Origin of the sequence: Salinarimonas sp., from assembly GCF_040111675.1 — a bacterium.
In the GTDB taxonomy this organism is placed as follows: Bacteria; Pseudomonadota; Alphaproteobacteria; order Rhizobiales; family Beijerinckiaceae; genus Salinarimonas.
The window spans coordinates 4,068,114-4,089,147 of record NZ_CP157794.1 but is presented as its reverse complement, the minus strand read 5'-3'; the positions used below and the strand labels follow the sequence as shown (position 1 = coordinate 4,089,147).

Genomic DNA, 21,034 nt, shown 5'->3' with positions numbered 1-21,034 from the left:
ATGACCGCCGACCCCACCTCCGACGACGATCTCCCCTGGCGCTGGCCCGAGGAGCGCTGGCGCTCCGCCGTCGAGCGCGTACGCGCCGGGCGCTCGCTCAAGCCCGCCTCCTGGCCGAACGGCGCGCGCTGCGCCGTGGCGCTCTCCTTCGACAGCGACCACGAGACCAACGAATTGCGCGACGGCGGCCGCTCGATCGGGCGGATGTCGCAGGGCGAGTACGGCTCGCGGCGCGGCGTGCCGCGCATCCTCGACGCGCTCGCGCGCCACGACGTGCCCGCGACCTTCTTCGTCCCCGCCGTCTCCGGCCTGCTCCATCCCGACGAGCCCCGCCGCTGCGTCGACGCCGGCCACGAGGTGGCGCTGCACGGCTGGATCCACGAGCTCAACGGCGCGCTCCCCGAGGCGGCCGAGCGCGAGCTGATGCTGCGCGCCGCCGACACGCTGGAGGAGCTGGCCGGCGTACGCCCCGTCGGCCTGCGCACGCCCTCCTGGGACTACAGCCCGAGCACGCTCGCGCTGATCCGCGAGATGGGCCTCCTCTACGACTCGTCGCTCATGGCCGACGACGACCCCTACGAGCTGCTCGAGAACGGCGAGCCCACCGGCGTGGTCGAGCTGCCCGTCGAGTGGATCCGCGACGACGCGGTCTATTTCAACATGAACCGCTTCCAGGCGCTGCGCCCCTACACCCCGCCCGAGGCGGTGCTCGCGATCTTCCTGCGGGAATTCGAGCGCGCCTACGCCGAGGGCGGGCTTTTCCTGCTCACCATGCACCCGCACGTCATCGGCTACCGCTCGCGGATCTTCATCCTGGAGGAGATCCTCGCGCGGGTGTCCGGCCGCGCCGACGTCTGGTGCGCCACCCATGCCGACATCGCCCGCACCGTGAAGGAAACCGCCGCGTCATGACCGCCCCCGACTTCACCCTCGCCGTTCACGGCGGCGCCGGCACCATCGACCGCAAGCTGATGACGCCGGAGCGCGATGCGGCGACCCGCGCCGGCCTCGCCCGCGCCCTCGACGCCGGCGGCGTCGTCCTCGCCGACGGCGGCTCGGCGGTGGAGGCCGTCGCCGCGGCGGTCTGCGCGCTGGAGGACGAGCCGCTGTTCAACGCCGGGCGCGGCGCGGTCTTCACGAGCGCCGGGCGCCAGGAGATGGACGCGGCGATCATGGACGGGCGCGACCGCGCCTGCGGCGGCGTCACGGCGATCTGCGGGCCGCGCAATCCGGTGCGCGCCGCGCTCGCGGTGATGCGGCATTCGTCGCACGTGCTGCTGGCGGGGGAGGGCGCGCTCGCCTTCTGCCGCGAGCACGGCATCCCCTTCGAGGACGAGGCCTATTTCCACACCGAGAGCCGCTGGCAGGCTCTCCAGGACACGCTCGCGCTGCGGCGCGAAGGGCGCGCCGAGAACGACGCGGACGAGGCGCGCCGCCACGGCACCGTCGGCGCGGTCGCCCGCGATCGCCACGGACATGTGGCGGCGGCGACCTCGACCGGCGGCATGACCGCCAAGGCCCCCGGCCGGGTCGGCGACACGCCCGTCTTCGGCGCCGGCACCTTCGCCGACGACGCCACCTGCGCCATGTCCGGCACCGGCCACGGCGAGATCTTCGTGCGCTGGTGCGCCGGCCACGAGCTGCACGCGCGCATGCTCTACGCCGGGCAGAGCCTCGCCGAGGCCGCCGAGGGCGTCGTGATGGAGGCGCTTTTGCCGAACGACGGCTCGGGCGGGCTGATCGCGGTGGACGCCGCCGGCAACGCGGCGCTGCCCTTCAACTGCTCGGGCATGTATCGCGGCGTGATGCGCGCCGACCGCATCGCCCGCGTCGCCGTCTACCGCGAGGACCTCGCCGCGGAGCACCGCCGATGAGCCTCCTGATCGACGGCGCCTTCCCGCGCCCGCCCGCCGACCTCCTCGCGCGCTTCGCGGCCGCGCCGACGGGACCCGCGCCGACCGGACCGCTCTGCGACGCCATGGGCCGGCGCGGCGCGCTCGCGCCGGCGATCCGCCTCATGGCCGAGGCGCCCGCCTTCGCGGGCGTCGCGCTGACCGTGCGCGTCACCCCCAACGACACGCTCGCCGCCTTCGCCGCGCTCACCGTGGCGCGGCCCGGCGACGTGATCGTGATCGCCACCGAAGGCTGGGCGGGCTCGGCGACCATCGGCGACACCTTCATTGGCCACGCCCGCAATCGCGGCGTCGTCGCGGTGGTCACCGACGGGCTGGTGCGCGACCTCGCCGGCATCGCGCGGATCGGGCTGCCGGTGTACGCGGCCGGGATCTCGCCGAATGCGCCGTTCCGGCAGGGGCCGGGCGAGGTGGGGCGTCCCGTCGCCATCGGCGGCCGCAGGGTCGCGCCGGGCGACATCGTCGTCGGCGATCGCGACGGCGTCGTGGTCGTGCCGCGCGAGCGGGCAGGGGAGGTCGCCGACGCGCTCCCCGCGGCCCTCGCCCGCGACGCGGCCGCCGAGCGCGCGGTCGCGGAGGGCGCCGGCGAGCCGGCCTGGCTCGCCGAGGCGATGCGCGCCGCCGGAATCGAGCGGCGCTCCTAGGGCATCATCGCACCGCGCGACGCCGGGCGGTCCTCGACGCGTGTCACGGGACGGCGATCCACCTCACGCCGGCGGCGGCGCCGTGACGATCGCCGTCAGCTCCGGCCGCGGCGCCGCGAGCCGCGCCGGGTCCGGCCGCGGCCGGCCCATGCCCTCCATCGTCGAGAGCGCCTCCTCCAGCGCCTGCGCCGCGTCGAGGAGCGCGAGGTCTGCCCGGAAGCGGCCCACGACCTGAAGGCCGAAGGGCATGCCGCGCGGGTCGAGGCCGCAAGGGATCGCGATCGCGGGGTTGGTGACGAGGGTGACGTAATAGGTCGGCGCGAGCCAATGGTAGTAGTTCCGCAGCCGCTCGCCCGCGAGCTCCTCGAGATAGAGCTGCGTCCACGGGAACGGCGACACCGGCGTGACCGGGCCGATCACCAGGTCGTAGTCGCGGTAGAGCGCCTGGAAGCGGCGGAACAGCGCCGTCTGGGCCGCATGCGCCCGCGCCGCGTCCGCGAGGCCGAGCCTGGCGCCCATCTCGTAGTTCGCGCGTACGTTCGGGCCGAGGCTGTCGGGATCGGCGCGATAGGCGTCCTCGTGGCGGGCGACGAAGGAGAGCGCGCGCATCACGTCGAAGATCTCGTCGGCGCCGGAGAAATCGAGCGCGATCTCGTCGCAGGCCGCGAAGAGCGGCGCCAGCCGCGCCATGCGGGCGCGCAGCGTCTCGGCGATCTCGGCGCTCATCGGCGCCCCTCCGAAATCCGTCGTCCAGGCGACGCGCAGGCGCGCGAGGTCGACGGGCCGCGCCTGCCGCGCCGCATCCGCATCGAGGGGAAAGGCGAGCGGCTCGCGCGGGTCGAAGCCGATCTGCGCGGCGAGGAGGAGCCGCGCGTCCTCCACCGTGCGGGCCATGGGGCCGACGACGGAAAGCGGCGACCAGCCGAGCTGGCGCGTCTCCATCGGCACCAGGCCCGGCGAGGGCCGAAAGCCGACGACGCCGCACAGGGCGGCGGGGATGCGCAGCGAGCCGCCCATGTCCGAGCCGGAGCACAGCGGCAGCATCTCGGTCGCGAGCGCGACCGCCGAGCCGCCGGACGAGCCGCCGGCATTGAGCCGCGGGTCGAACGGATTGCCGGTCGCGCCGAAGACGGCGTTGCGCGTGTTCGCGCCGGCGCCGAATTCGGGCACGTTGGTCTTGGCGACGACGATGGCGCCGGCGGCGCGCACGTTGGCCACGCTCGCATCGTCCGTCTCGAGGACGTGATCGCGGTAGAGCGGCGAGCCGTGGGTGGTGAGGAGACCCGCCGTCTCCTCGAGGTCCTTGATCCCGACGGGCAGCCCGTGCAGCGGCCCCAGCGGATCGCCCCTCAGGACCGCCGCCTCCGCCATCCGCGCCTCGGCGCGGGCGCGGTCGTAGCCCTTGGCCGCGATGGCGTTCACCGCCGGGTTCAGCGCCTCGATGCGCGCGATCGCGTCGTCAAGCAGCGCGACGGGGGAGATCTCCTTGCGCCCGATCAGGCGCCTGAGCGCGACGGCGGAAAGCTCGGTGAGCGAGGATGTCGGCATGGCGTCCCTCTTCGGCGCGGATCCCCTCGATCCTCGCGCGAAGCGCCACGTCGGCCAAGCTCTCGCGCGCACGGATCGTGCCCGAGCCGGATGGGCGCGACGCGTGTCAGGCGCGCAGGCGCGGGCTGTCGGAGAGGGAGGCGACGAGATCGGCGAAGCGCTCGCCCTGGATGACGACGTGCTCGCGCATGGCCCGGCCGGCGGCGTCCGCATCGCCGCGCTCGATCGCGGCCATGATCGCCTCGTGCTCGCCGAAGGACGCCGCCACCCGTCCGCGGGCGCGCAGCTGGAGACGCCGGTAGGGCCGCAGCCGCCGCTGCAGGGCGGTCGCCTGCTCGAGCAGGAAGGCGTTGCGCGCCGTCTCGCGGATGCGCTCGTGGAAAATCTCGTTGCGATAGTAGTAGGCGTCCACGTCCATCGTCTCGATCGCCTGCGTGCAGGCCTCGTGGGCGGCGCGGATCGCGGCGATGTCCGCCGTCCCGGCGCGCCGCGCGGCGAGGCGGGCGCACAGGCCCTCGAGCTCGCCCATCACCTCGAACATCTCGACGAGCCGCTCGGGGCCGATCTCGGCGACGAGGGCGCCCCGGCGCGGGCGATTCTCGATCAGGCCGGCGGCTGCGAGCTGGTGCAGCGCCTCGCGGATCGGCGTGCGCGAGACCGCGAAGCGCTGGGCGAGCGCCACCTCCTCCAGGCGCTCGCCCGGCTGGAGCGCGCCCGTGACGATCTCCTCCTCGAGCGCCTCGCGCAGGCGATCGGACAGCTTGTCCCCGGCACGGCGCATGCGATCCGCCCCCTCGTGCATGTGCGAAAGCCCTCCGTGTATACATATGGATTGACATTGTGCGCGCAAGCGTCACGTTCGGGGCAAGGGCACGGTCGCCCCACGAGCCGGCCCGGAGAACCACAGATCGGGAGGACACCATGTCTCATCGGATGACCGGCGCGCTCGCCGCGCTCGGGTTCGCCGCGCTCGGCGCCACCGCCGCCGCGCCCGCTTCCGCGGCGGAGCTGCGGCTGAGCCATCAATGGTCCACGGCGGACGTCCGCCACCGCGTCGCGCAGATGATCGCCGACGACGAGGCGGTGAAGGCGTCGGGCGTCGACATCACGATCTATCCCTCCGAATCGCTGTTCAAGGCGCGCGAGCAGTACCGCCCGCTGTCGCGCGGCCAGCTCGACATGACCGTGCTGCCGCTCTCCTACGCGTCCGGCCAGCAGCCCGCCTACAACCTCACCCTGATGCCCGGCCTCGTGAAGAACCACGACCATGCGGCGCGGCTCAACGAATCGCCGTTCATGGAGGAGATCGAGGGCCTGATGGCGCAGGACGACGTCATGGTCCTCGTCCACGGCTATCTCGCCGGCGGCTTCGCGTCGACGGGGCAGTGCATCACCGCGCCGGACGACGTCTCGGGCATGCAGATGCGCGCGGCGGGCAAGTCGTTCGAGCAGATGCTCGCCGCCGCCGGCGCCTCGATCACCTCGATGGCGTCCTCCGAGATCTACTCGGCGCTGCAGTCCGGCGTGCTCGACGCGGTCAACACCTCCTCGGAGAGCTTCGTCTCCTTCCGGCTCTACGAGCAGGTCGCGTGCTTCACGCCCGCGGGCGACACGGCGCTGTGGTTCATGTACCAGCCGCTCCTCGTCAACAAGTCCACCTTCGAGGGCCTGACCGAGGAGCAGCAGCAGGCGCTCCTCGCCGCGTCGGAGAAGGCGCAGGCGATGTATCTCGAGGAGGCCAAGCGCGGCGACGCCGAGGCGGCCGAGACCTTCCGCAACGCCGGCGTCGAGATCGCGCAGATGAGCCAGGAGGACTTCGAGGCCTGGCGCGCCCTCGCGGAGACCAGCGCCTACGCGGCCTTCGTCGAGGAGACGCCCGACGGCCGGCGCCTCCTCGATCTCGCGCTCGCGGTGGACTGAGCCGATCCGTGCGGGCGCACCGGCCGGCCTCGCGCCGGCCGGTGCGCCGAGGGCGGCTCGCCCGCGCGCACCAGCAGCAACGTCGTCTCTCGAAGGCACTTTCCATGGCGCATTCCGTGCCGAAGCCCGCGCGACCCGGCCCCGTCGCGGCCCTGTCCCGCGTCGTCGGAGCGATCTCCGTCGTCTGCGGCGTGATCGCCGCGGGCATGATCTTCGCCTCCGTGGTGATCACCTGCCAGATGATCGTCGTGCGCTTCGTGCTCGGCGACTCCACCATCTGGCAGACCGAGGCCGTCATCTACCTGATGATCGGCGCGACCCTGGTCGGCCTGCCCTACGTGCAGAAGCTGCGCGGCCACGTGAACGTCGATCTCGTGCCGGGCCTGCTGCCGCCCGCCTTGCGCCGGGCGCTCGCGCTCGTCGTGCTCCTCGCCTCCATCGCGGTGCTCGGAATCATGCTCTGGTACGGCTTCGAGCTGTTCCACGTCGCCTGGAGCCGCGGCTGGACGTCGGACACGGTGTGGGGCGCGCCGCTCTGGGTGCCCTATCTCGCCATGCCCGTCGGGTTCGGCCTGTTCGTGCTCCAGCTCGTCGCCGACCTGATCGAGGCGCTCGCCGGGGGAGAGGCCTGATGGACCCGATCACGCTGGGCGGCCTCGTCGCGGTCGTCACGGTCTTCGTCCTGTTCTCCGGCGTGTCGGTGGCCAACGGGCTCCTCATCGTCTCGGCCGGCTTCCTCGTCGCCTTCGACGGCCTGCGCTCCCTCGAGCTGATGCCGGAGATCTTCTTCGGCAAGCTCTCGAACTTCGCGCTGCTGTCGATCCCGATGTTCATCATCATGGGCGCCGCCATCGCCTCGACGCGGGCGGGCGCGGATCTCTACGAGGCGCTCGAGCGCTGGCTCACCCGCGTGCCGGGCGGCCTCGTCGTCTCCAATCTCGGCGCCTGCGCGCTGTTCTCGGCCATGTCCGGCTCCTCGCCCGCGACCTGCGCGGCGATCGGCAAGATGGGCATCCCCGAGATGCGCAAGCGCGGCTATCCGGACACGGTGGCGTCGGGCTCCATCGCGGCGGGCGGCACGCTCGGCATCCTGATCCCGCCCTCCGTGACGATGATCGTCTACGGCATCGCCACCGAGACCTCGATCGGGCGGCTCTTCCTCGCGGGCGTGGTGCCGGGGCTGCTGCTGGTGGGCCTGTTCATGGCCTGGTCGGTGTTCGAGACCTGGAAGAGCGGCGCCGCTCACGTGGCGCTCGGCAAGGTGCGCTATTCCTGGGGCGAGAAGATCGAGATCCTGCCGCGCGTCCTGCCCTTCCTCGCCATCATCCTCGGCGTGCTCTACGCCATGTACGGCGGCATCGCGACGCCCTCCGAGACGGCGGCCGTGGGCGCGCTGCTCTGCATCGTCGTCGCGATCGCCGTCTATCGGCTCTTCGACGTGCGCTCGCTCTGGGCGGTCTTGCGGGACTCGACCCGCGAGAGCGTGATGATCCTGTTCATCATCGGGGCGGCGGGCGTGTTCTCCTACATGCTGTCGAGCCTGTTCGTGACGCAGGCGATCGCGGCCTGGATCACGGAGCTCGACGCCAACCCGTGGGTCCTGATGTTCGCGATCAACGTCTTCCTGCTGATCGCGGGCTTCTTCCTGCCGCCGGTGGCGGTGATCCTGATGGCGGCGCCGATCCTGCTGCCCATCGTCACGAGCGCCGGCTTCGACCCGTACTGGTTCGCCGTGGTGCTGACGATCAACATGGAGATCGGGCTCATCACGCCCCCCGTCGGCCTCAATCTCTACGTGATCAACTCCATCGCGCCCGACATCAAGCTCAAGACCATCCTCGTCGGCTCGATGCCCTACGTCGGCTGCATGGTGCTGGCGATCCTGCTGCTCTGCGTCTTCCCGGGCCTCGCGACCTGGCTGCCGGACCTGGTCATGGGGCCCGCACGCTGAGGACGCTCGCGTCCGGCCGCGGCCGCGGCCGCGTCTCGGCACGGGCAGGCGTGACCCGCGCCAGAAGCGCGAGCCGCGCGGCCTCACCCGTCCGGCTGGATCGATTTCAGGTAGGCGACGATGTCGCCGACGTCCTCGGGGGAGAAGGAGAGCTCGGGCATCTGGCGCACGCCCTCGTGCGCGACGAGAATGCCCTCGCCGAGCGCCTCCTCCAGCATCCGGACGGGATAGTTCTCGGACAGCGTGCGGAAGGCAGGGGCGGGCGCGTAGGGGCTCTCGTCGGTGAGCCCGATCGCGTGGCACTCGGCGCAGTTCTCGCGCAGGATGTGCTCGCCGCGGGCGAGGTCGCGCGCGTCGCCCTGGGCGCGGGCGAAGGTCACGACCATGGTCCCGCCGATGGCGACGAGCAGCATGGCTCGGATCAGGGGGCCGGTGCGCATGACGAATCTCCCGAGTGCCGCGCCCCCGCGGGGGCGCTTGCTCGAACCGTGGTCCGTCATGGTTAACAAAGGTTTAACGCGGCGAAATTCAGGCGGCCGGCTCCTTCGTGCCCATCAGCGACACGAACCTGTCGAAAAGATAGTGGCTGTCGCGCGGGCCGGGCGAGGCCTCCGGGTGGTACTGCACCGAGAAGGCCGGCGCGTCGGCGAGCGCGATGCCGCAATTCGAGCCGTCGAACAGGGAGACGTGCGTCTCCTGCGCGGAGGCCGGCAGCGTGTCGGTGTCGACCGCGAAGCCGTGGTTCATCGAGACGATCTCGACCTTGCCTGTGGTCTTGTCCTTGACCGGATGATTGGCGCCGTGATGGCCCTGCATCATCTTCTTGGTCTTGGCGCCGATGGCGAGGCCGAGCATCTGGTGGCCGAGGCAGATGCCGAAGGTCGGCACCTTCCGCTCGAGGATCGCGCGGATCGTCGGCACGGCGTATTCGCCCGTCGCCGCCGGATCGCCGGGGCCGTTCGAGAGGAACACGCCGTCGGGCTCGAGCGCGAGGATCTCCTCGACGGTCGCGGTCGGCGGCACCACGGTGACGCGGCAGCCGGCATTGGCGAGGAGCCGCAGGATGTTGCGCTTCACGCCGAAATCGATGGCGACCACGTGATGCGTCGCCTCGGCGCGCCGGCCGTAGCCGCGGCCGAGCTCCCAGGGCGTCTCGTCCCATTCGAAGCGCTGCGTCGCCGCGACCAGCGGCACGAGGTCGAGGCCCGCCATGGAGGGGAGGTGCTTCGCGCGCGCCTTCAGGTCCTCGAGGTCGAACGCGCCGTTCGGGTCGTGGACGATGATCGCGTTGGGCATGCCGTGATCGCGGATCAGCGCGGTCAGGGCGCGGGTGTCGACCCCGGTGATGCCGGCGATGCCGCGCGCCTTCAGCCAGGCGTCGAGGTCGCGGCTCGCGCGCCAGCTCGACGGGTCTGTGATCGGCGCGGCCATGACGACGCCGCGCACGCCGGAAGCGGCGGCGGCGTTCACCGTCTCGACGTCCTCGTCGTTGACGCCGACGTTCCCGATATGCGGGAAGGTGAAGGTGATGATCTGCCCGGCATAGGAAGGGTCGGTCAGGATCTCCTGGTATCCCGTCATCGCCGTGTTGAAGCAGACCTCGCCGGCCGCCTCGCCCACGGCGCCGATGCCGTAGCCCTGGAGGACGGTCCCGTCCTCGAGCACGAGGACGGCGGTCGGCGTCGGCTCGGCCCAGCCGTCGGTGTGGGTCGTGTCTTGCGGCATCGGCTCGTTCTCTTGTAGATGCGGGGCCTGCGGAGGCCCGTGCGGCCGCGCGAGGCGCGCGGCGATATCCGTTGCGCCCGGACTTAAGCGCGCGGACCGGCCCCGTCAACGGCGATCCCCGCCGCATTCCAGGAGACGACGACGATGACGCTGCGCGAGCGCTTCACCCAGGAGCTGAAGGACGCGATGAAGGCCGGCGACAAGCGCAAGCTCGGCACGGTGCGCATGATCCAGGCCGCGGTGAAGGACAAGGACATCGAGTCCCGCGGCGCGGGCCGCGAGCAGGCCTCCGACGAGGAGATCCTCGCGCTGCTCCAGAAGATGATCAAGCAGCGCCAGGAATCGGCGCAGGTCTATGCCGAGAACGGGCGCGAGGAGCTCGCCCAGCAGGAGCGGGAGGAGGCGGAGATCGTCCAGTCCTTCCTGCCCAAGCAGCTCGACGAGGCCGAGACCCGCGCCGCCATCCAGGCGGCCATCGCCGAGACGGGCGCCGCCTCGATGAAGGACATGGGCAAGGTCATCGGCAAGCTGCGCGCCGACCATGCCGGCCGCATGGACTTCGCCAAGGCGAGCGCGCTCGTGAAGGAGATGCTGCCCAAGGGGTGAGGAACGATCGCGGCGGCCGGGACGGCCGCCGCGCCGCGCGGCTCGGCCGCGCCCTCAGAGCCAGGGACGCTCGGCGAGCTTGGCCTCGAACGTCTCGATGGCCGGGGCCTTCTCCAGCGTCAGGCCGATGTCGTCGAGACCCTCCAGCAGGCAACGCTTGCGGAACGGGTCGATGTCGAAGCGGATCACGCCGCCGTCGGGCCCGCGGATCTCCTGCGCCTCGAGGTCGACGGTCAGCGTCGCGTTGGCGCCGCGCTCGGCGTCCTCGAACAGGGCCTCCAGCTCCTCGGGCGTGACCACGATGGGCAGGATGCCGTTCTTGAAGCAGTTGTTGTAGAAGATGTCCGCGAAGGACGTCGAGATCACGCAGCGGATGCCGTAGTCGAGCAGCGCCCACGGCGCGTGCTCGCGCGAGGAGCCGCAGCCGAAATTGTCGCCCGCCACCAGGATCTGCGCCTTGCGATAGGCCGGCTGGTTGAGCACGAACTCCGAAATCTCCGAGCCGTCCGGGTTGAAGCGCATCTCCGCGAACAGCCCCGTGCCGAGCCCCGTGCGCTTGATGGTCTTGAGGTAGTTCTTCGGGATGATCATGTCGGTGTCGACGTTGATGATCCGAAGCGGCGCGGCGACGCCGGTGAGAACCGTGAAGGGCTGCATGGGCTTCGTGCTTCGTTGTCGCGAGGGCTCGATCGGAACCGTTCTCTAGCAGGCGCGCGCGGGAAGGGAAAGCCTCGCCCCGCGATGCGGCGCGCCTGCGGCGATGCCGGCCGCCCGCTGGGGGGCCCGCCCCCCACCACCTTCGCACAAGCTTCCCCGCCTACACCTCCCCCATGGCACGCGCACCGGCAAAGGGGAGGCATCGGCCTTGGCTGTCTTCATCGGCATCGTGATCACGATGGCCTCGCTGCTCGGCGGCTTCGCCGCCATGGGCGGGCACATCCCGGTCATCTGGCAGCCGTGGGAGTTCGTCATCATCGGCGGCACCGCGGTGGGCACCTTCATCATCGCCAATTCCCTCAAGACCGTGCGCGACACCGGCCGCGCCTCGGTGGAGGCGATGGTGGGCCAGGTGCCGAAGGCCCGCGACTATCTCGACCTGCTGGGCCTCCTCTACCTGCTCATGCGCGAGATCCGCGCCAAGGGCCGCAACGAGGTGGAGCCGCATATCGACGACCCGCAGGAGAGCGAGATCTTCAAGCGCTTCTCGCGCGTCCTCGCCCGGCCCGAGCTGACGAGCTTCGTGTGCGACTACGTGCGGCTGATGATCATCGGCAACGCCCGTCCGCACGAGATCGAGGCGCTGATGGACGAGGAGATCCAGACCCACCGGCGCGAGAAGCTGAAACCCTACTTCGCCCTGATGACGATCGCCGAGGCGCTGCCGGCGCTCGGCATCGTCGCCGCCGTGCTCGGCGTGATCAAGGCGATGGGCGCCCTCGACCAGTCGCCGCAGCTGCTCGGCTCGCTGATCGGCGCGGCCCTGGTGGGCACCTTCGCCGGCATCTTCATGAGCTACGCCCTCGTCGGCCCGCTCGCCCTCAAGATCAAGTACACCCGCGAGCATCAGATGCGCCTCTACACCATCGCCAAGCAGACGCTGCTCGCCTTCATGAACGGCGCGCTGCCGCAGATCGCCGTGGAGCACGGCCGCAAGGCCATCGCCGCCGCCGACCGGCCCTCCATCGACGAGGTCGAGAGCGAGACGATCTCGCAGTCGAGCCGCGGCGCGCCCGCCAACGATCGCGCGGCCCTGCAGGGAGCGGCCTGATGAACATCGAGAGCTTCCAGACCGCCGCCGCTGCGGGCGGCGTGTCCGACCGCCTGCTGGACGCCGCCGGGATCACCCTCGACCGGCTGCCGATGCTCAACGTGATCTTCGATCGCGTGGCCACCTACTGCGCCGACGGCCTGCGTCACATGTCGGCCTCGCCCTCCTACTTCTCGGTGTCGAACATCGAGAGCGGGCGCATCGGCGACATCCTCGAGGACTACGACGCCAACGCCATCGCCGCCATGTACCACGCGGTCGACTGGGACACGCGCATCCTGGTGGGCTTCGACCGGGACTTCGTCTTCACCATGATCGAGGTCCTGTTCGGCTCCGACGGCTCCGAGCCGCCGGTGGACGACGAGCGCGGCTTCTCGAACATCGAGATGCGCGTCGCCCAGGCCCTGTTCGACGAGGCCGGGAAGGCGGTCCAGCAGGCCTTCGGGCCGATCTCGAAGACCGCGCTCAACCTCGAGCGCATCGAGACGCGGATGGACTTCGCCATCATCGGCCGGCGCAACAACCTCGCCGTCGTGGCGAAGCTCCTGATCCAGGCGCTCGGGCGCGGCGGCGAGATGTTCGTGATCATCCCCCAGTCGGCGCTCTCGCCCATGCGCCAGAGCCTCGCCCACGTGGTCTCCACCGACGTCGCCACCGCCGACCCGCGCTGGTCGAAGCAGATGCAGTCGGAGGTCTCGCGCACCACGGTCTCGCTCGAGGCCGTGCTCGAGGAGCGCACCGTCGACCTCGGGGACGTGGCCGGCTTGCAGGTGGGCCAAGTGCTGGAGCTGCAGGCGACGCCCGCGACGCTGGTGCGGCTCGAGTGCAACGGCCAGGCGCTCTTCCGCTGCCGGCTGGGCCAGTCGCAGGGCGCCTACATGCTGCAGGTCGAGGACGTGATCGACGAGGACCAGGAGTTCTTCGATGACCTCGCTTCCGCTTGACGCGGTCTCGCTCCTCGACCTCGTGCTGATCGTGGCGCTCCTCGCCACCGCCGCCTACGCCGTCGGCCTGCGCCGCGAGTTCCGCCGCTTCCGCGCCTACAACGAGGAATACGCCGCGGTGCTGGCCCAGACCGGGCGCGCGATGGAGGGCGTCGAGCGCGCCGTCGACAGCGTCCAGACCGAGGGCGCGCGCGTCCTCGCCGCGCTCGGCGAGCGCATCGAGGAGGCGAGGGAGGTCGTCTCCCGCCTCGAGACCGTGCGCGCCGCCGCGCCGGGCGCCGCCGCCGCCGCGGAGGAGCCCGCGCCGGAGGCGATCGCCCCGCCCGCGCCGCAGGAGACGCCCGCGCCGGAAGCGACGCCCGCGCCCTTCCAGCCGCGGTCCGACCAGAAGCCCAAGCCCTATTCCTGGCCCACCGTCGTCGTGAAGCGCCTGCCCGACGAGGCCTGAGCCCCCGCGCGCCCCGTTCATCCGGAGAGAGATCCATGCCCGCCAAGAAGACCGCCAAGCCCGCCGAGTTCGCCGCCGCCGACCTCGCCGCCGACGCGACCGTCGCCGAGACCGAGGGCGTCTCCCTCGGAAAGGGACCGGCCGCCGAGGCCGCCGCCGAGACCATCGGCGAGGCCCGCGCCCGCGGCAATCTCGACGCCATCATGCGCATCCCCGTCTCGCTGCAGGTCGTGCTCGGCTCGGCGACGATGCCGGTCTCGAACCTGATGAAGCTCGGCCGCGGCGCGGTCGTGCCGCTCGACCACCGGGTCGGCGAGCCGGTCGACGTCGTCGTCAACGGCCGCGTCGTCGCCCGCGGCGAGGTGGTCGTGGTCGAGGACGACAATTCCCGCTTCGGCGTCTCGCTGACCGAGATCGTCGGCGCGGCCGCGCCCGGCGCCTGAGGGGAGAGGGCGCGATGGCCATTCCCGCGACGCTCGCCGCCGGCCCGCCCGCCCCGCGCATGCTGCAGGGCGCGGAGAAGGTCGCCGCCCTGCTCCTCGCGCTCGGCAAGGACGCCGCCGGCCGGCTCCTCGCCCGCTTCGATCCGGAGGAGCTCAAGACCATCTCCCGCGCCGCCGCCGATCTCGGCCCGATCTCGGCGCCCGAGCTCGAGGCGCTCGTCGAGGAGTTCGCCGGCGACATCTCCAACGGCACGAGCCTCTACGGCACGGCCCAGGAGGTGGAGCGGCTGCTCACCGGCGTGCTGCCGCCGGATCAGGTCTCCGACATCATGTCGGACGTGCTCGGCAACGCTAACCGCTCGATCTGGGAGCGGATCTCCGGCGTCTCGGAGCAGATCCTCGCCGCCTACCTGACGAAGGAGCACCCGCAGACGGCCGCGCTCATCCTCTCCAAGGTGAAGCCGTCCTGCGCCGCCAAGGTCATGGGCCTCCTGCCGCACGACCTGCGCAACTCGCTCATGCGCCGGATGCTGTCCTTCAAGCCCGTGGTCGAGGAGACCATGCGCATCGTCGAGAAGACGCTGCACGAGGACTTCATGCTCAACTTCGCCCGCAACATGGGCACCGACACCCATGCCCGCATGGCGGACATCATCAACAAGATGGAGCGCGACCAGATGGAGGACGTGCTCCAGTCGCTGGCGGACACGCGGCCGAAGACGGCCGAGGTGCTCAAGGGCCTGCTCTTCACCTTCGAGGACGTGGTCAAGCTCGCGCCCCGCGCGCGCATGACGATCCTCGACCAGATTCCCACCGAGCGCATCGTCACCGCGCTCAAGGGTACGGACGCGGCCTTCCGCGACGCGATCCTCTCCTCGCTCGGCTCGCGGGCGCGGCGAATGGTCGAGCACGAGCTCGTCTCCGGCGAGCCGGTGGCGCAGCGCGAGGTGATCGAGGCGCGCCGCGCCATCACCGACCTCGCGCTCGAGATGGCCGGCCGCGGCGAGATCGAGCTCAACTCGGACCAGGAGGAGCGCGCCTTCTTCAGCTGATCGGCGGCGCCCGGAGAGGGAGGCGGCTTTGGCCGAGGAGGACAAGGAATCCAGGACGGAGGAAGCGACCGAGAAGAAGATCAAGGACGCGATCGAGAAGGGCAACGTGCCGGTCTCCAAGGAGGCCTCCGTGTTCGCCGGCGTCCTGGCCTCCCTCACGCTCGCCCACTTCGTCATCGGCAACGGGGCCGCGGAGATCGTCGATCTCCTTCGGCGGCTGATCGACGATCCGGGAGGGATCGCGCTCCATGACGCGCGCGACGCAACCACGCTCATGCACGTGCTCGCCCTCGGCATGGGCGCGTTCCTCGCGCCCGTCGTCGGCGTCCTCATGGTCTACGGCGTCGCGGCGAGCGTCCTGCAGAACGCCCCGCGCATGGCCAAGGACCGCATCACGCCCAAGCTCTCCCGGCTTTCGCCGATCCAGGGATTCAAGCGCATGTTCGGCGTCCAGGGCTGGGTCGAGCTCGCCAAGGCCGTGGTCAAGTTCCTGGTCGTCTCCGCCGTCGTCGCGCTGCTGGCGCGCGTCGACGCCTGGCGGGTGGTGAACGCCATGTATTCCGACCCCACCCAGATCCCCGAGCTGATCCTCTCGCTCACCATCCGCCTGCTCTCGGCGGTGTGCGTCGCCATCGTCGTGCTGGTGATCGCCGACATCGCCTTCTCGCGCTTCAAATGGCGCAAGGACCTGCGCATGACCCGCCAGGAGCTCAAGGACGAGCACAAGCAGGCGGAGGGCGATCCGCTGGTGAAGGCGCGCATGCGCTCGCTCGCCCGCGACCGCGCCCGCCGGCGCATGATCTCCGACGTGCCGCGCGCCACCATCGTCATCGCCAACCCGACGCACTACGCCATCGCGCTGCGCTACGTCCGCGAGGAGGGCGGCGCGCCGGTGGTCGTCGCCAAGGGGCAGGACCTGGTTGCGCTGAAGATCCGAGAAATCGCCGCAACGCACGGGATTCCCGTCATCGAGGACAAGCCTCTCGCAAGATCGATGTACGATGCTGTGGAAGTCGACCGACCGATCCCGCCGGAGTTCTACCGCATCGTTGCGGAGCTTCTGTACTTCTTCTATTATCGCAAGGTCGAGAACGCAGGTTAAGAAAGTGTTCACTCTATGGAACGATCGGGCAAGAGGCCGAGCCTGAAGGAGCGCGAGAAGATCCTCGCCGACGCCATCCAGAGCGTCGCTGCGGAGTTGCGGCTCGTCGATCTCGCCATCCTCGCCCGCTACGTCCATGCCGAGCAGCACGGCAACATCGACGACCTCGTCGCCTCCTCGACCGAGCTCCACTTCAAGCCGGGCACGCTCCGCTACGGCCTGCGCGCCGACGTCGACCTGCAATGGGGCGGCATGCCCGCGGTCTCGCTCGACCTCGAGTTCGCCCACCGGGACGTGACGGTGTTCTTCAACCTGATCCTCGGCTCGCTCAACGCCGGCGTCGACATCCAGGCCGTCACCTTCGACGGCCCGCCGCGCTCGCCGCAGGAGAACTCGGCCCGCCTCGCCGAGGCGCTCGCGGACGCGCGCCTCGCCCCGATGGCGGCGCGCGCGGGGGACCCGCCGGCGAACGACGCCTGACCCCGTATTGCTGCGCTGCGGCATCTTCCTTTCGAGGCCGCGTGCGCCTAGTCTCTCGCCCGCCGAACACGCGCGGGAGACACCAATGAAGATGCTCACGGACCGGACCGCCCTCGTCACCGGAGGCACCTCCGGCATCGGGCTCGCGATCGCCAAGGCGCTCGCGGCCGAGGGCGCCAACGTGATGATCGACGGCTTCGGCGAGACCGACGCCTGCGAGGCCATGGCGCGCGAGCTCGCCGAGACGAACGGGATCAAGGCCGCCTGGTCCGGCGCCGACGTCTCGAAGCCCGATCAGCTCGCCATGGCCGTGGACCGCGCCGAGCGCGAGCTCGGGCCCGTCGACATCCTCGTCAACAACGCCGGCGTCCAGCACGTCGCGCCGGTGGAGGACTTCCCCGTCGAGCAATGGGACCGCATCATCGCGATCAACCTCTCCTCGGCCTTCTACGCCACGCGCCTGGTGGTCGAGGGCATGAAGAGCCGCGGCTGGGGGCGCATCGTCAACACCGCCTCGGCTCATTCGCAGGTCGCCTCGCCCTACAAGTCCGCCTACGTCGCGGCGAAGCACGGCCTCGTCGGCTTCACCAAGACGGTGGCGCTCGAGACCGCCGCCCACGGCGTGACGGTCAACTGCATCTCCCCGGGCTACGTCTGGACGCCGCTCGTCGAGAAGCAGATCCCCGACACGATGAAGGCGCGCGGCCTCACCCGCGAGCAGGTGATCGAGGACGTGCTCCTGAAGGCCCAGCCGACCAAGGCCTTCGTCACCGTCGAGCAGGTGGCCGCCACCGCGGTGTTCCTGTGCTCGGAGGCCGCGAGCCAGATCACCGGGGCGAACCTGTCGATGGACGGCGGGTGGACCGCGCAATGAGCGAGCGGGCGGGCTTGCCCGGGCTCGCCGGGCCCAAGGCGGAGAAGGCCGTCTCGCTCGCGCTCCAGGGCGGGGGCGCGCACGGCGCCTTCACCTGGGGCGTGCTCGACCATCTCATCGAGGACGGGCGCCTCGCCTTCGAGGCGATCTCGGGGGCCTCCGCCGGGGCGATGAACGCCGTGGTGCTGGCCGAGGGCTGGCGGCGCGGCGGCGCCGAGGGCGCGCGGCAATGCCTGCACGACTTCTGGCGCGACATCAGCCTCGACGGCGAGCTGCCGCCCTACCAGGCCCGCATCGTGCGCCAGGCGCTCGGCTTCTGGACGGACGAGCGCTCGCCCTTCCGGATCTGGCTCGACTTCTTCTCGGGCTTCGCCAGCCCCTACCAGAACGTGCTCGACGTCAACCCGCTGCGGGACGCGCTGGAGGCGCTGATCCGCTTCGACGAGGTGCGCGAATGCGGCGGGGTGAAGCTCTTCATCTCGGCGACCAACGTCTGGACCGGCAAGGTCAAGGTCTTCGAGAAGAACGAGCTCACCGTCGACCACCTGCTCGCCTCCGCCTGCCTGCCGGAGATCTTCAAGGCGGTGGAGATCGAGGGCGTGCCCTACTGGGACGGCGGCTACATGGGCAACCCGCCGCTCTTTCCGCTGTTCTACGGCGTCTCGACGAACGACGTGCTGCTCGTGCAGATCAACCCGATCGAGCGGCGCGAGACGCCGCGCACCCGCGGCGAGATCCACGATCGGCTCTCCGAGATCACCTTCAACGCGCCCTTGTTGCGCGAATTGCGCGCCGTCGACTTCGTCACGCGCCTGCTCGACGAGGGCAAGCTCGCCGAGGGCGACTACAAGCGCGTCCTGCTCCACCGGATCGAGCCGACGGGGCATTTCGACGATTTCCCCGCCCGCACCCGGCGCACCGCCGACTGGACCATGATGAAGACGCTGTTCGAGCGCGGCCGCAGCGCGGCGCGGGACTGGCTCGACCGGCATTACGACGACATCGGCGTGCGCCGCACGATCGACCTGCGGCCGACCTACGAATGACGAAGGATCGCCCATCCATGCGTCTCGAGACCGTCCTCCTCGCCGAGGGCCGCGATTTCGCCACCCGTCCCGTGCCCGAGGCGACGCTCGCGATCGGCGTCGGCGTCGCTGGCGACCTGCATGCGGGCGCGACGCGCGAGGCGGATGCGCGCACGCCCTGGCACCCGCGCGGGACCGAGATCGCCAACACGCGCCAGGTCTCGCTGGTCTCGGTGGAGGAGCTCGCGGAGATCGCCGCCACGCTCGATCTCGCCGTCTGCGACCCGGCGCTCCTCGGCGCCAACCTCGTCCTCGCCGGGGCGTCGGGCCTCACCGCGACGCCGCCCGGCACGCGGCTGATGTTCCCGTCGGGCGCGACGCTGTTCGTGACGGAGCCGAACCCGCCCTGCCGCCAGCCCGCCCGCAAGCTCGCCGACGCCCACGGCCGGCCCGAGCTCGCGCACGCCTTCGTCCCCGCCGCCCGCGGCAAGCGCGGCCTCGTCGCCCTCGTCGAGCGCGGCGGCGTCATCGCGCCCGGCGACGCGATCCGCGTCGTCGCGCCGGCGCGGGGGTGAGCCGCCGGACGCGACCGGTTCCCCGGCCGCCCGCCTCACCAGCCGAGCAGCGCCATCGCCGCCTTCGGGCGATGCGGCTGCTCGGCGAAGAAGGCGCGGGCGATCTCGGGGTCGAGGCGGTCGGCCTCGAGCTTCAGATCCTCGGCGTGGATGCCCTTGGCGATGAACAGCGCGTCGGCGCCGATGCCGGCCGCGCCGGCGATGTCGGTGCGGATCGCGTCGCCGATGGCGAGAACGCGCGAGACGGGGACCTCCTCGCCGCGCAGGCGCGCGGCGCGCGCGAGCGCCTCGCGATAGACCGGCTCGTGGGGCTTGCCGAAATAGACCGCCGGCCCACCCATCTCCTCGTAGAGCGTGGCCAGAGCGCCCGCGCAATAGACGAGCGTTCCGCCGACCTCGACCACGATGTCCGGGTTGGCGCAGATCAGCGGCGCGCGGCGGGCGACGAGCGGCTCGAACAGGCCCCGATAGTCGTCGGGCGTCTCCTCGCGGTCGTTCCACAGCCCGGTGCAGACCACGTAGGACGCCTCCTCGACCGGGGCGAAGCGCGTCGGCAGGCCCTCGAAGATCGGCGCGTCGCGGGGCGGGCCGATGTGGAACAGCGGCTCGGCGATGCGCTCCTCCACCGTCATCCGCGTCATGTCGCCGGAGGTGACGATGTCGTCGTAGGCCTCGCGCGGGACGCCGAGGCGGTCGAGCTGCGTCATCACCGCCGTGCCGGGGCGCGGCGCGTTCGAGATCAGGATCGCCGTCCCGCCGGCGCGGCGGAAGCGCGTGAGCGCGTCGTGCGCGGCCTCGTAGGCGGCGACGCCGTTGTGGATCACGCCCCAGACGTCGCAGAAGACGACGTCGTACGCCTGCGCGACCGCGGACAGGCCGGGCAGCAGCGTGGTCTCGGCGAGGGCCGCCTCGGCGGCGGGCGGGTTGAGCTCGGACATGGATCTCTCGGGCGGGGAGGGGACCCGCCGCGCGTAGGCCCCGCGCGCGGGCGTGTCAACCGCACGCGCCGTCGCGGCCCGCGCGCCCGACGTCAGGCGCAGCTCATGCCGAGCCCGGCCAGGCCCTCGTCCAGGAGATCGCCGAGATTGGGAATGCCCATCAGGTAGTCCGACACCTTCAGGCTGCCGCTCGCCAGCCGCTCGTGGGCGAGACGGTAGGCGTCGGGCCATTCGCGGGGCTCCATGTCGCCGCGGCCGAGGAAGACGAGGGCGATCAGGGAGGCGGCCTCGTCGGTGTTCAGACCGTCGAGGACGAGCCGCATCTCCTCCTCCGTCCGGTCCGTGCCGCTCTCGGCGAGCGAGCCGAAATTGCGGTCGTCGGTCTCGTTCGAGCCGGATTGCGGGTCGGTCATGCCCTCCTTCACGTCGTAGGCGCGGGCGTGGACGATCAGGTCGCAGACCTTCTCGAGGGCGATCTCCATGGTCGGGCTCCTCGCGGGATGGCGTCGCGCGGATGGGCGTCGCGCGGGTGGGCTTCGTCTCGCAACGGCAACGATCGAGCCCGGCCGGGAGTTCGGGCGCCCGATCAGCGGCCCGTCTTCTTGCGGCAATAGAGCTCCAGCCGGTGGCGCACCACGTCGTAGCCCAGCTCGGCGGCGATCTCGGCCTGGAGGCGCTCGATGCGCTCGTTGTGGAACTCGATGACGTCGCCGGTCTCGATGTCGATGATGTGGTCGTGGTGGGGCGCGTCGGCCGGCTCGAAGCGTGCCGGCGCGCCCTCGAAGGCGTGGCGGTGGACGACGTTCTGCTGCTCGAGCACGGAGAGCGTGCGGTAGACCGTCGAAAGCGAGACGGACGCGTCGATGTCCTGCGCGCGGCGGTGCAGCTCGGTGGCGTCCGGATGATCCTCGGCGCGGGAGAGAACCTCGATCAGGGCCGCGCGTTGGCGCGTGATGCGCACGCCCTTGGCGCGCAGGGCGTCCTCGAGCTCCCGCGCGCGGTCTTCGACCAGATCGGAATCGCGTACCGTCATGGGCGGCACGCTAGCCAAATGCGACGCATTTGCAAGAGCCACCTG

General features: G+C 71.2%; 25 protein-coding genes. 17 read left to right on the top strand and 8 right to left on the bottom strand.

Annotated elements, in window-relative coordinates; translation table 11 throughout:
* From ABL310_RS19150 to ABL310_RS19140, 3 genes are read left to right on the top strand one after another with little or no spacing between them, the layout of a single operon-like run.
* A complete protein-coding gene (locus ABL310_RS19150; protein ID WP_349368596.1) occupies positions 1–912 on the top strand; it encodes a polysaccharide deacetylase in 912 nt (303 codons plus the stop codon).
* Positions 909–1,874 carry an isoaspartyl peptidase/L-asparaginase gene (locus ABL310_RS19145; protein WP_349368595.1) on the top strand — a complete coding sequence of 322 codons (966 nt, stop codon included), beginning with the start codon at positions 909–911 and terminating at the stop codon, positions 1,872–1,874. Before ABL310_RS19150 ends, ABL310_RS19145 begins: the two co-directional genes overlap by 4 nt.
* Positions 1,871–2,557: an RraA family protein gene (locus tag ABL310_RS19140; RefSeq protein ID WP_349368594.1), complete on the top strand. Its 687-nt coding sequence runs from the start codon at positions 1,871–1,873 to the stop codon at positions 2,555–2,557. Before ABL310_RS19145 ends, ABL310_RS19140 begins: the two co-directional genes overlap by 4 nt.
* Before the next feature lie 63 nt (positions 2,558–2,620).
* On the opposite strand, the gene ABL310_RS19135 is transcribed toward ABL310_RS19140, so the two are convergent.
* Positions 2,621–4,105, bottom strand: coding sequence for an amidase family protein (locus ABL310_RS19135; RefSeq protein ID WP_349368593.1), 1,485 nt, complete (start codon positions 4,103–4,105; stop codon positions 2,621–2,623).
* A gap of 106 nt (positions 4,106–4,211) precedes the next feature.
* Complete coding sequence (locus tag ABL310_RS19130) at positions 4,212–4,886, bottom strand: GntR family transcriptional regulator (RefSeq protein WP_349368592.1); 675 nt, start codon at positions 4,884–4,886, stop codon at positions 4,212–4,214.
* Between the two features lie 140 nt (positions 4,887–5,026).
* On the opposite strand from ABL310_RS19130, the gene dctP reads away from it, so the two are divergent.
* The 3 genes from dctP to ABL310_RS19115 all read left to right on the top strand — a co-directional run bounded on the left by dctP (position 5,027) and on the right by ABL310_RS19115 (position 7,976).
* On the top strand, positions 5,027–6,025 hold the full coding sequence (dctP, locus tag ABL310_RS19125; RefSeq protein WP_349368591.1) for a TRAP transporter substrate-binding protein DctP: 999 nt from the start codon (positions 5,027–5,029) through the stop codon (positions 6,023–6,025).
* A gap of 104 nt (positions 6,026–6,129) precedes the next feature.
* On the top strand, positions 6,130–6,657 hold the full coding sequence (locus ABL310_RS19120) for a TRAP transporter small permease (RefSeq protein ID WP_349368590.1): 528 nt from the start codon (positions 6,130–6,132) through the stop codon (positions 6,655–6,657).
* Positions 6,657–7,976, top strand: a complete 1,320-nt coding sequence (locus tag ABL310_RS19115) for a TRAP transporter large permease (protein ID WP_349368589.1) — start codon at positions 6,657–6,659, stop codon at positions 7,974–7,976. Before ABL310_RS19120 ends, ABL310_RS19115 begins: the two co-directional genes overlap by 1 nt.
* A gap of 83 nt (positions 7,977–8,059) precedes the next feature.
* On the opposite strand, the gene ABL310_RS19110 is transcribed toward ABL310_RS19115, so the two are convergent.
* Positions 8,060–8,416 (bottom strand): c-type cytochrome, encoded by a 357-nt coding sequence (locus ABL310_RS19110; protein WP_349368588.1) that lies wholly within the window; start codon positions 8,414–8,416, stop codon positions 8,060–8,062.
* Positions 8,417–8,504: 88 nt separating this feature from the next.
* Positions 8,505–9,701, bottom strand: a complete 1,197-nt coding sequence (carA, locus tag ABL310_RS19105) for a glutamine-hydrolyzing carbamoyl-phosphate synthase small subunit (protein WP_349368587.1) — start codon at positions 9,699–9,701, stop codon at positions 8,505–8,507.
* A gap of 144 nt (positions 9,702–9,845) precedes the next feature.
* Between carA and ABL310_RS19100 the strand changes: the two genes are divergently transcribed.
* Positions 9,846–10,307, top strand: coding sequence for a GatB/YqeY domain-containing protein (locus tag ABL310_RS19100; protein WP_349368586.1), 462 nt, complete (start codon positions 9,846–9,848; stop codon positions 10,305–10,307).
* Between the two features lie 54 nt (positions 10,308–10,361).
* Here ABL310_RS19100 and leuD read toward each other — a convergent pair whose 3' ends face one another.
* Positions 10,362–10,964 carry a 3-isopropylmalate dehydratase small subunit gene (gene leuD, locus ABL310_RS19095; RefSeq protein WP_349368585.1) on the bottom strand — a complete coding sequence of 201 codons (603 nt, stop codon included), beginning with the start codon at positions 10,962–10,964 and terminating at the stop codon, positions 10,362–10,364.
* A gap of 208 nt (positions 10,965–11,172) precedes the next feature.
* Between leuD and motA the strand changes: the two genes are divergently transcribed.
* The 10 genes from motA to ABL310_RS19045 all read left to right on the top strand — a co-directional run bounded on the left by motA (position 11,173) and on the right by ABL310_RS19045 (position 19,018).
* Positions 11,173–12,075 carry a flagellar motor stator protein MotA gene (gene motA, locus ABL310_RS19090; protein WP_349368584.1) on the top strand — a complete coding sequence of 301 codons (903 nt, stop codon included), beginning with the start codon at positions 11,173–11,175 and terminating at the stop codon, positions 12,073–12,075.
* On the top strand, positions 12,075–13,019 hold the full coding sequence (locus ABL310_RS19085; protein ID WP_349368583.1) for a FliM/FliN family flagellar motor switch protein: 945 nt from the start codon (positions 12,075–12,077) through the stop codon (positions 13,017–13,019). Before motA ends, ABL310_RS19085 begins: the two co-directional genes overlap by 1 nt.
* Positions 13,000–13,467 carry a hypothetical protein gene (locus ABL310_RS19080; protein ID WP_349368582.1) on the top strand — a complete coding sequence of 156 codons (468 nt, stop codon included), beginning with the start codon at positions 13,000–13,002 and terminating at the stop codon, positions 13,465–13,467. The genes ABL310_RS19085 and ABL310_RS19080 overlap by 20 nt, the downstream gene beginning before the upstream one ends.
* 35 nt (positions 13,468–13,502) lie before the next feature.
* Positions 13,503–13,910 carry a flagellar motor switch protein FliN gene (gene fliN, locus ABL310_RS19075; protein WP_349368581.1) on the top strand — a complete coding sequence of 136 codons (408 nt, stop codon included), beginning with the start codon at positions 13,503–13,505 and terminating at the stop codon, positions 13,908–13,910.
* 14 nt (positions 13,911–13,924) lie between these two features.
* Complete coding sequence (locus ABL310_RS19070) at positions 13,925–14,962, top strand: flagellar motor switch protein FliG (protein WP_349368580.1); 1,038 nt, start codon at positions 13,925–13,927, stop codon at positions 14,960–14,962.
* A 28-nt stretch (positions 14,963–14,990) separates the two neighbouring features.
* Positions 14,991–16,064 carry a flagellar biosynthesis protein FlhB gene (gene flhB, locus ABL310_RS19065; protein ID WP_349368579.1) on the top strand — a complete coding sequence of 358 codons (1,074 nt, stop codon included), beginning with the start codon at positions 14,991–14,993 and terminating at the stop codon, positions 16,062–16,064.
* A 15-nt stretch (positions 16,065–16,079) separates the two neighbouring features.
* Positions 16,080–16,544: a hypothetical protein gene (locus tag ABL310_RS19060; RefSeq protein WP_349368578.1), complete on the top strand. Its 465-nt coding sequence runs from the start codon at positions 16,080–16,082 to the stop codon at positions 16,542–16,544.
* Between the two features lie 85 nt (positions 16,545–16,629).
* On the top strand, positions 16,630–17,418 hold the full coding sequence (locus ABL310_RS19055) for a 3-hydroxybutyrate dehydrogenase (RefSeq protein ID WP_349368577.1): 789 nt from the start codon (positions 16,630–16,632) through the stop codon (positions 17,416–17,418).
* Positions 17,415–18,464 (top strand): patatin-like phospholipase family protein, encoded by a 1,050-nt coding sequence (locus ABL310_RS19050; protein WP_349368576.1) that lies wholly within the window; start codon positions 17,415–17,417, stop codon positions 18,462–18,464. The genes ABL310_RS19055 and ABL310_RS19050 overlap by 4 nt, the downstream gene beginning before the upstream one ends.
* 17 nt (positions 18,465–18,481) lie before the next feature.
* Positions 18,482–19,018: an MOSC domain-containing protein gene (locus ABL310_RS19045; RefSeq protein ID WP_349368575.1), complete on the top strand. Its 537-nt coding sequence runs from the start codon at positions 18,482–18,484 to the stop codon at positions 19,016–19,018.
* Between the two features lie 35 nt (positions 19,019–19,053).
* Here the strand turns inward: ABL310_RS19045 and ABL310_RS19040 are convergent, their stop codons facing one another.
* The 3 genes from ABL310_RS19040 to ABL310_RS19030 form a co-directional block, all read right to left on the bottom strand.
* Positions 19,054–19,956 (bottom strand): TIGR01459 family HAD-type hydrolase, encoded by a 903-nt coding sequence (locus tag ABL310_RS19040; protein ID WP_349368574.1) that lies wholly within the window; start codon positions 19,954–19,956, stop codon positions 19,054–19,056.
* 92 nt (positions 19,957–20,048) lie between these two features.
* Complete coding sequence (locus ABL310_RS19035) at positions 20,049–20,438, bottom strand: DUF3775 domain-containing protein (RefSeq protein WP_349368573.1); 390 nt, start codon at positions 20,436–20,438, stop codon at positions 20,049–20,051.
* A 104-nt stretch (positions 20,439–20,542) separates the two neighbouring features.
* A complete protein-coding gene (locus ABL310_RS19030) occupies positions 20,543–20,989 on the bottom strand; it encodes a Fur family transcriptional regulator (protein ID WP_349368572.1) in 447 nt (148 codons plus the stop codon).
* Positions 20,990–21,034: the final 45 nt, after the last annotated feature.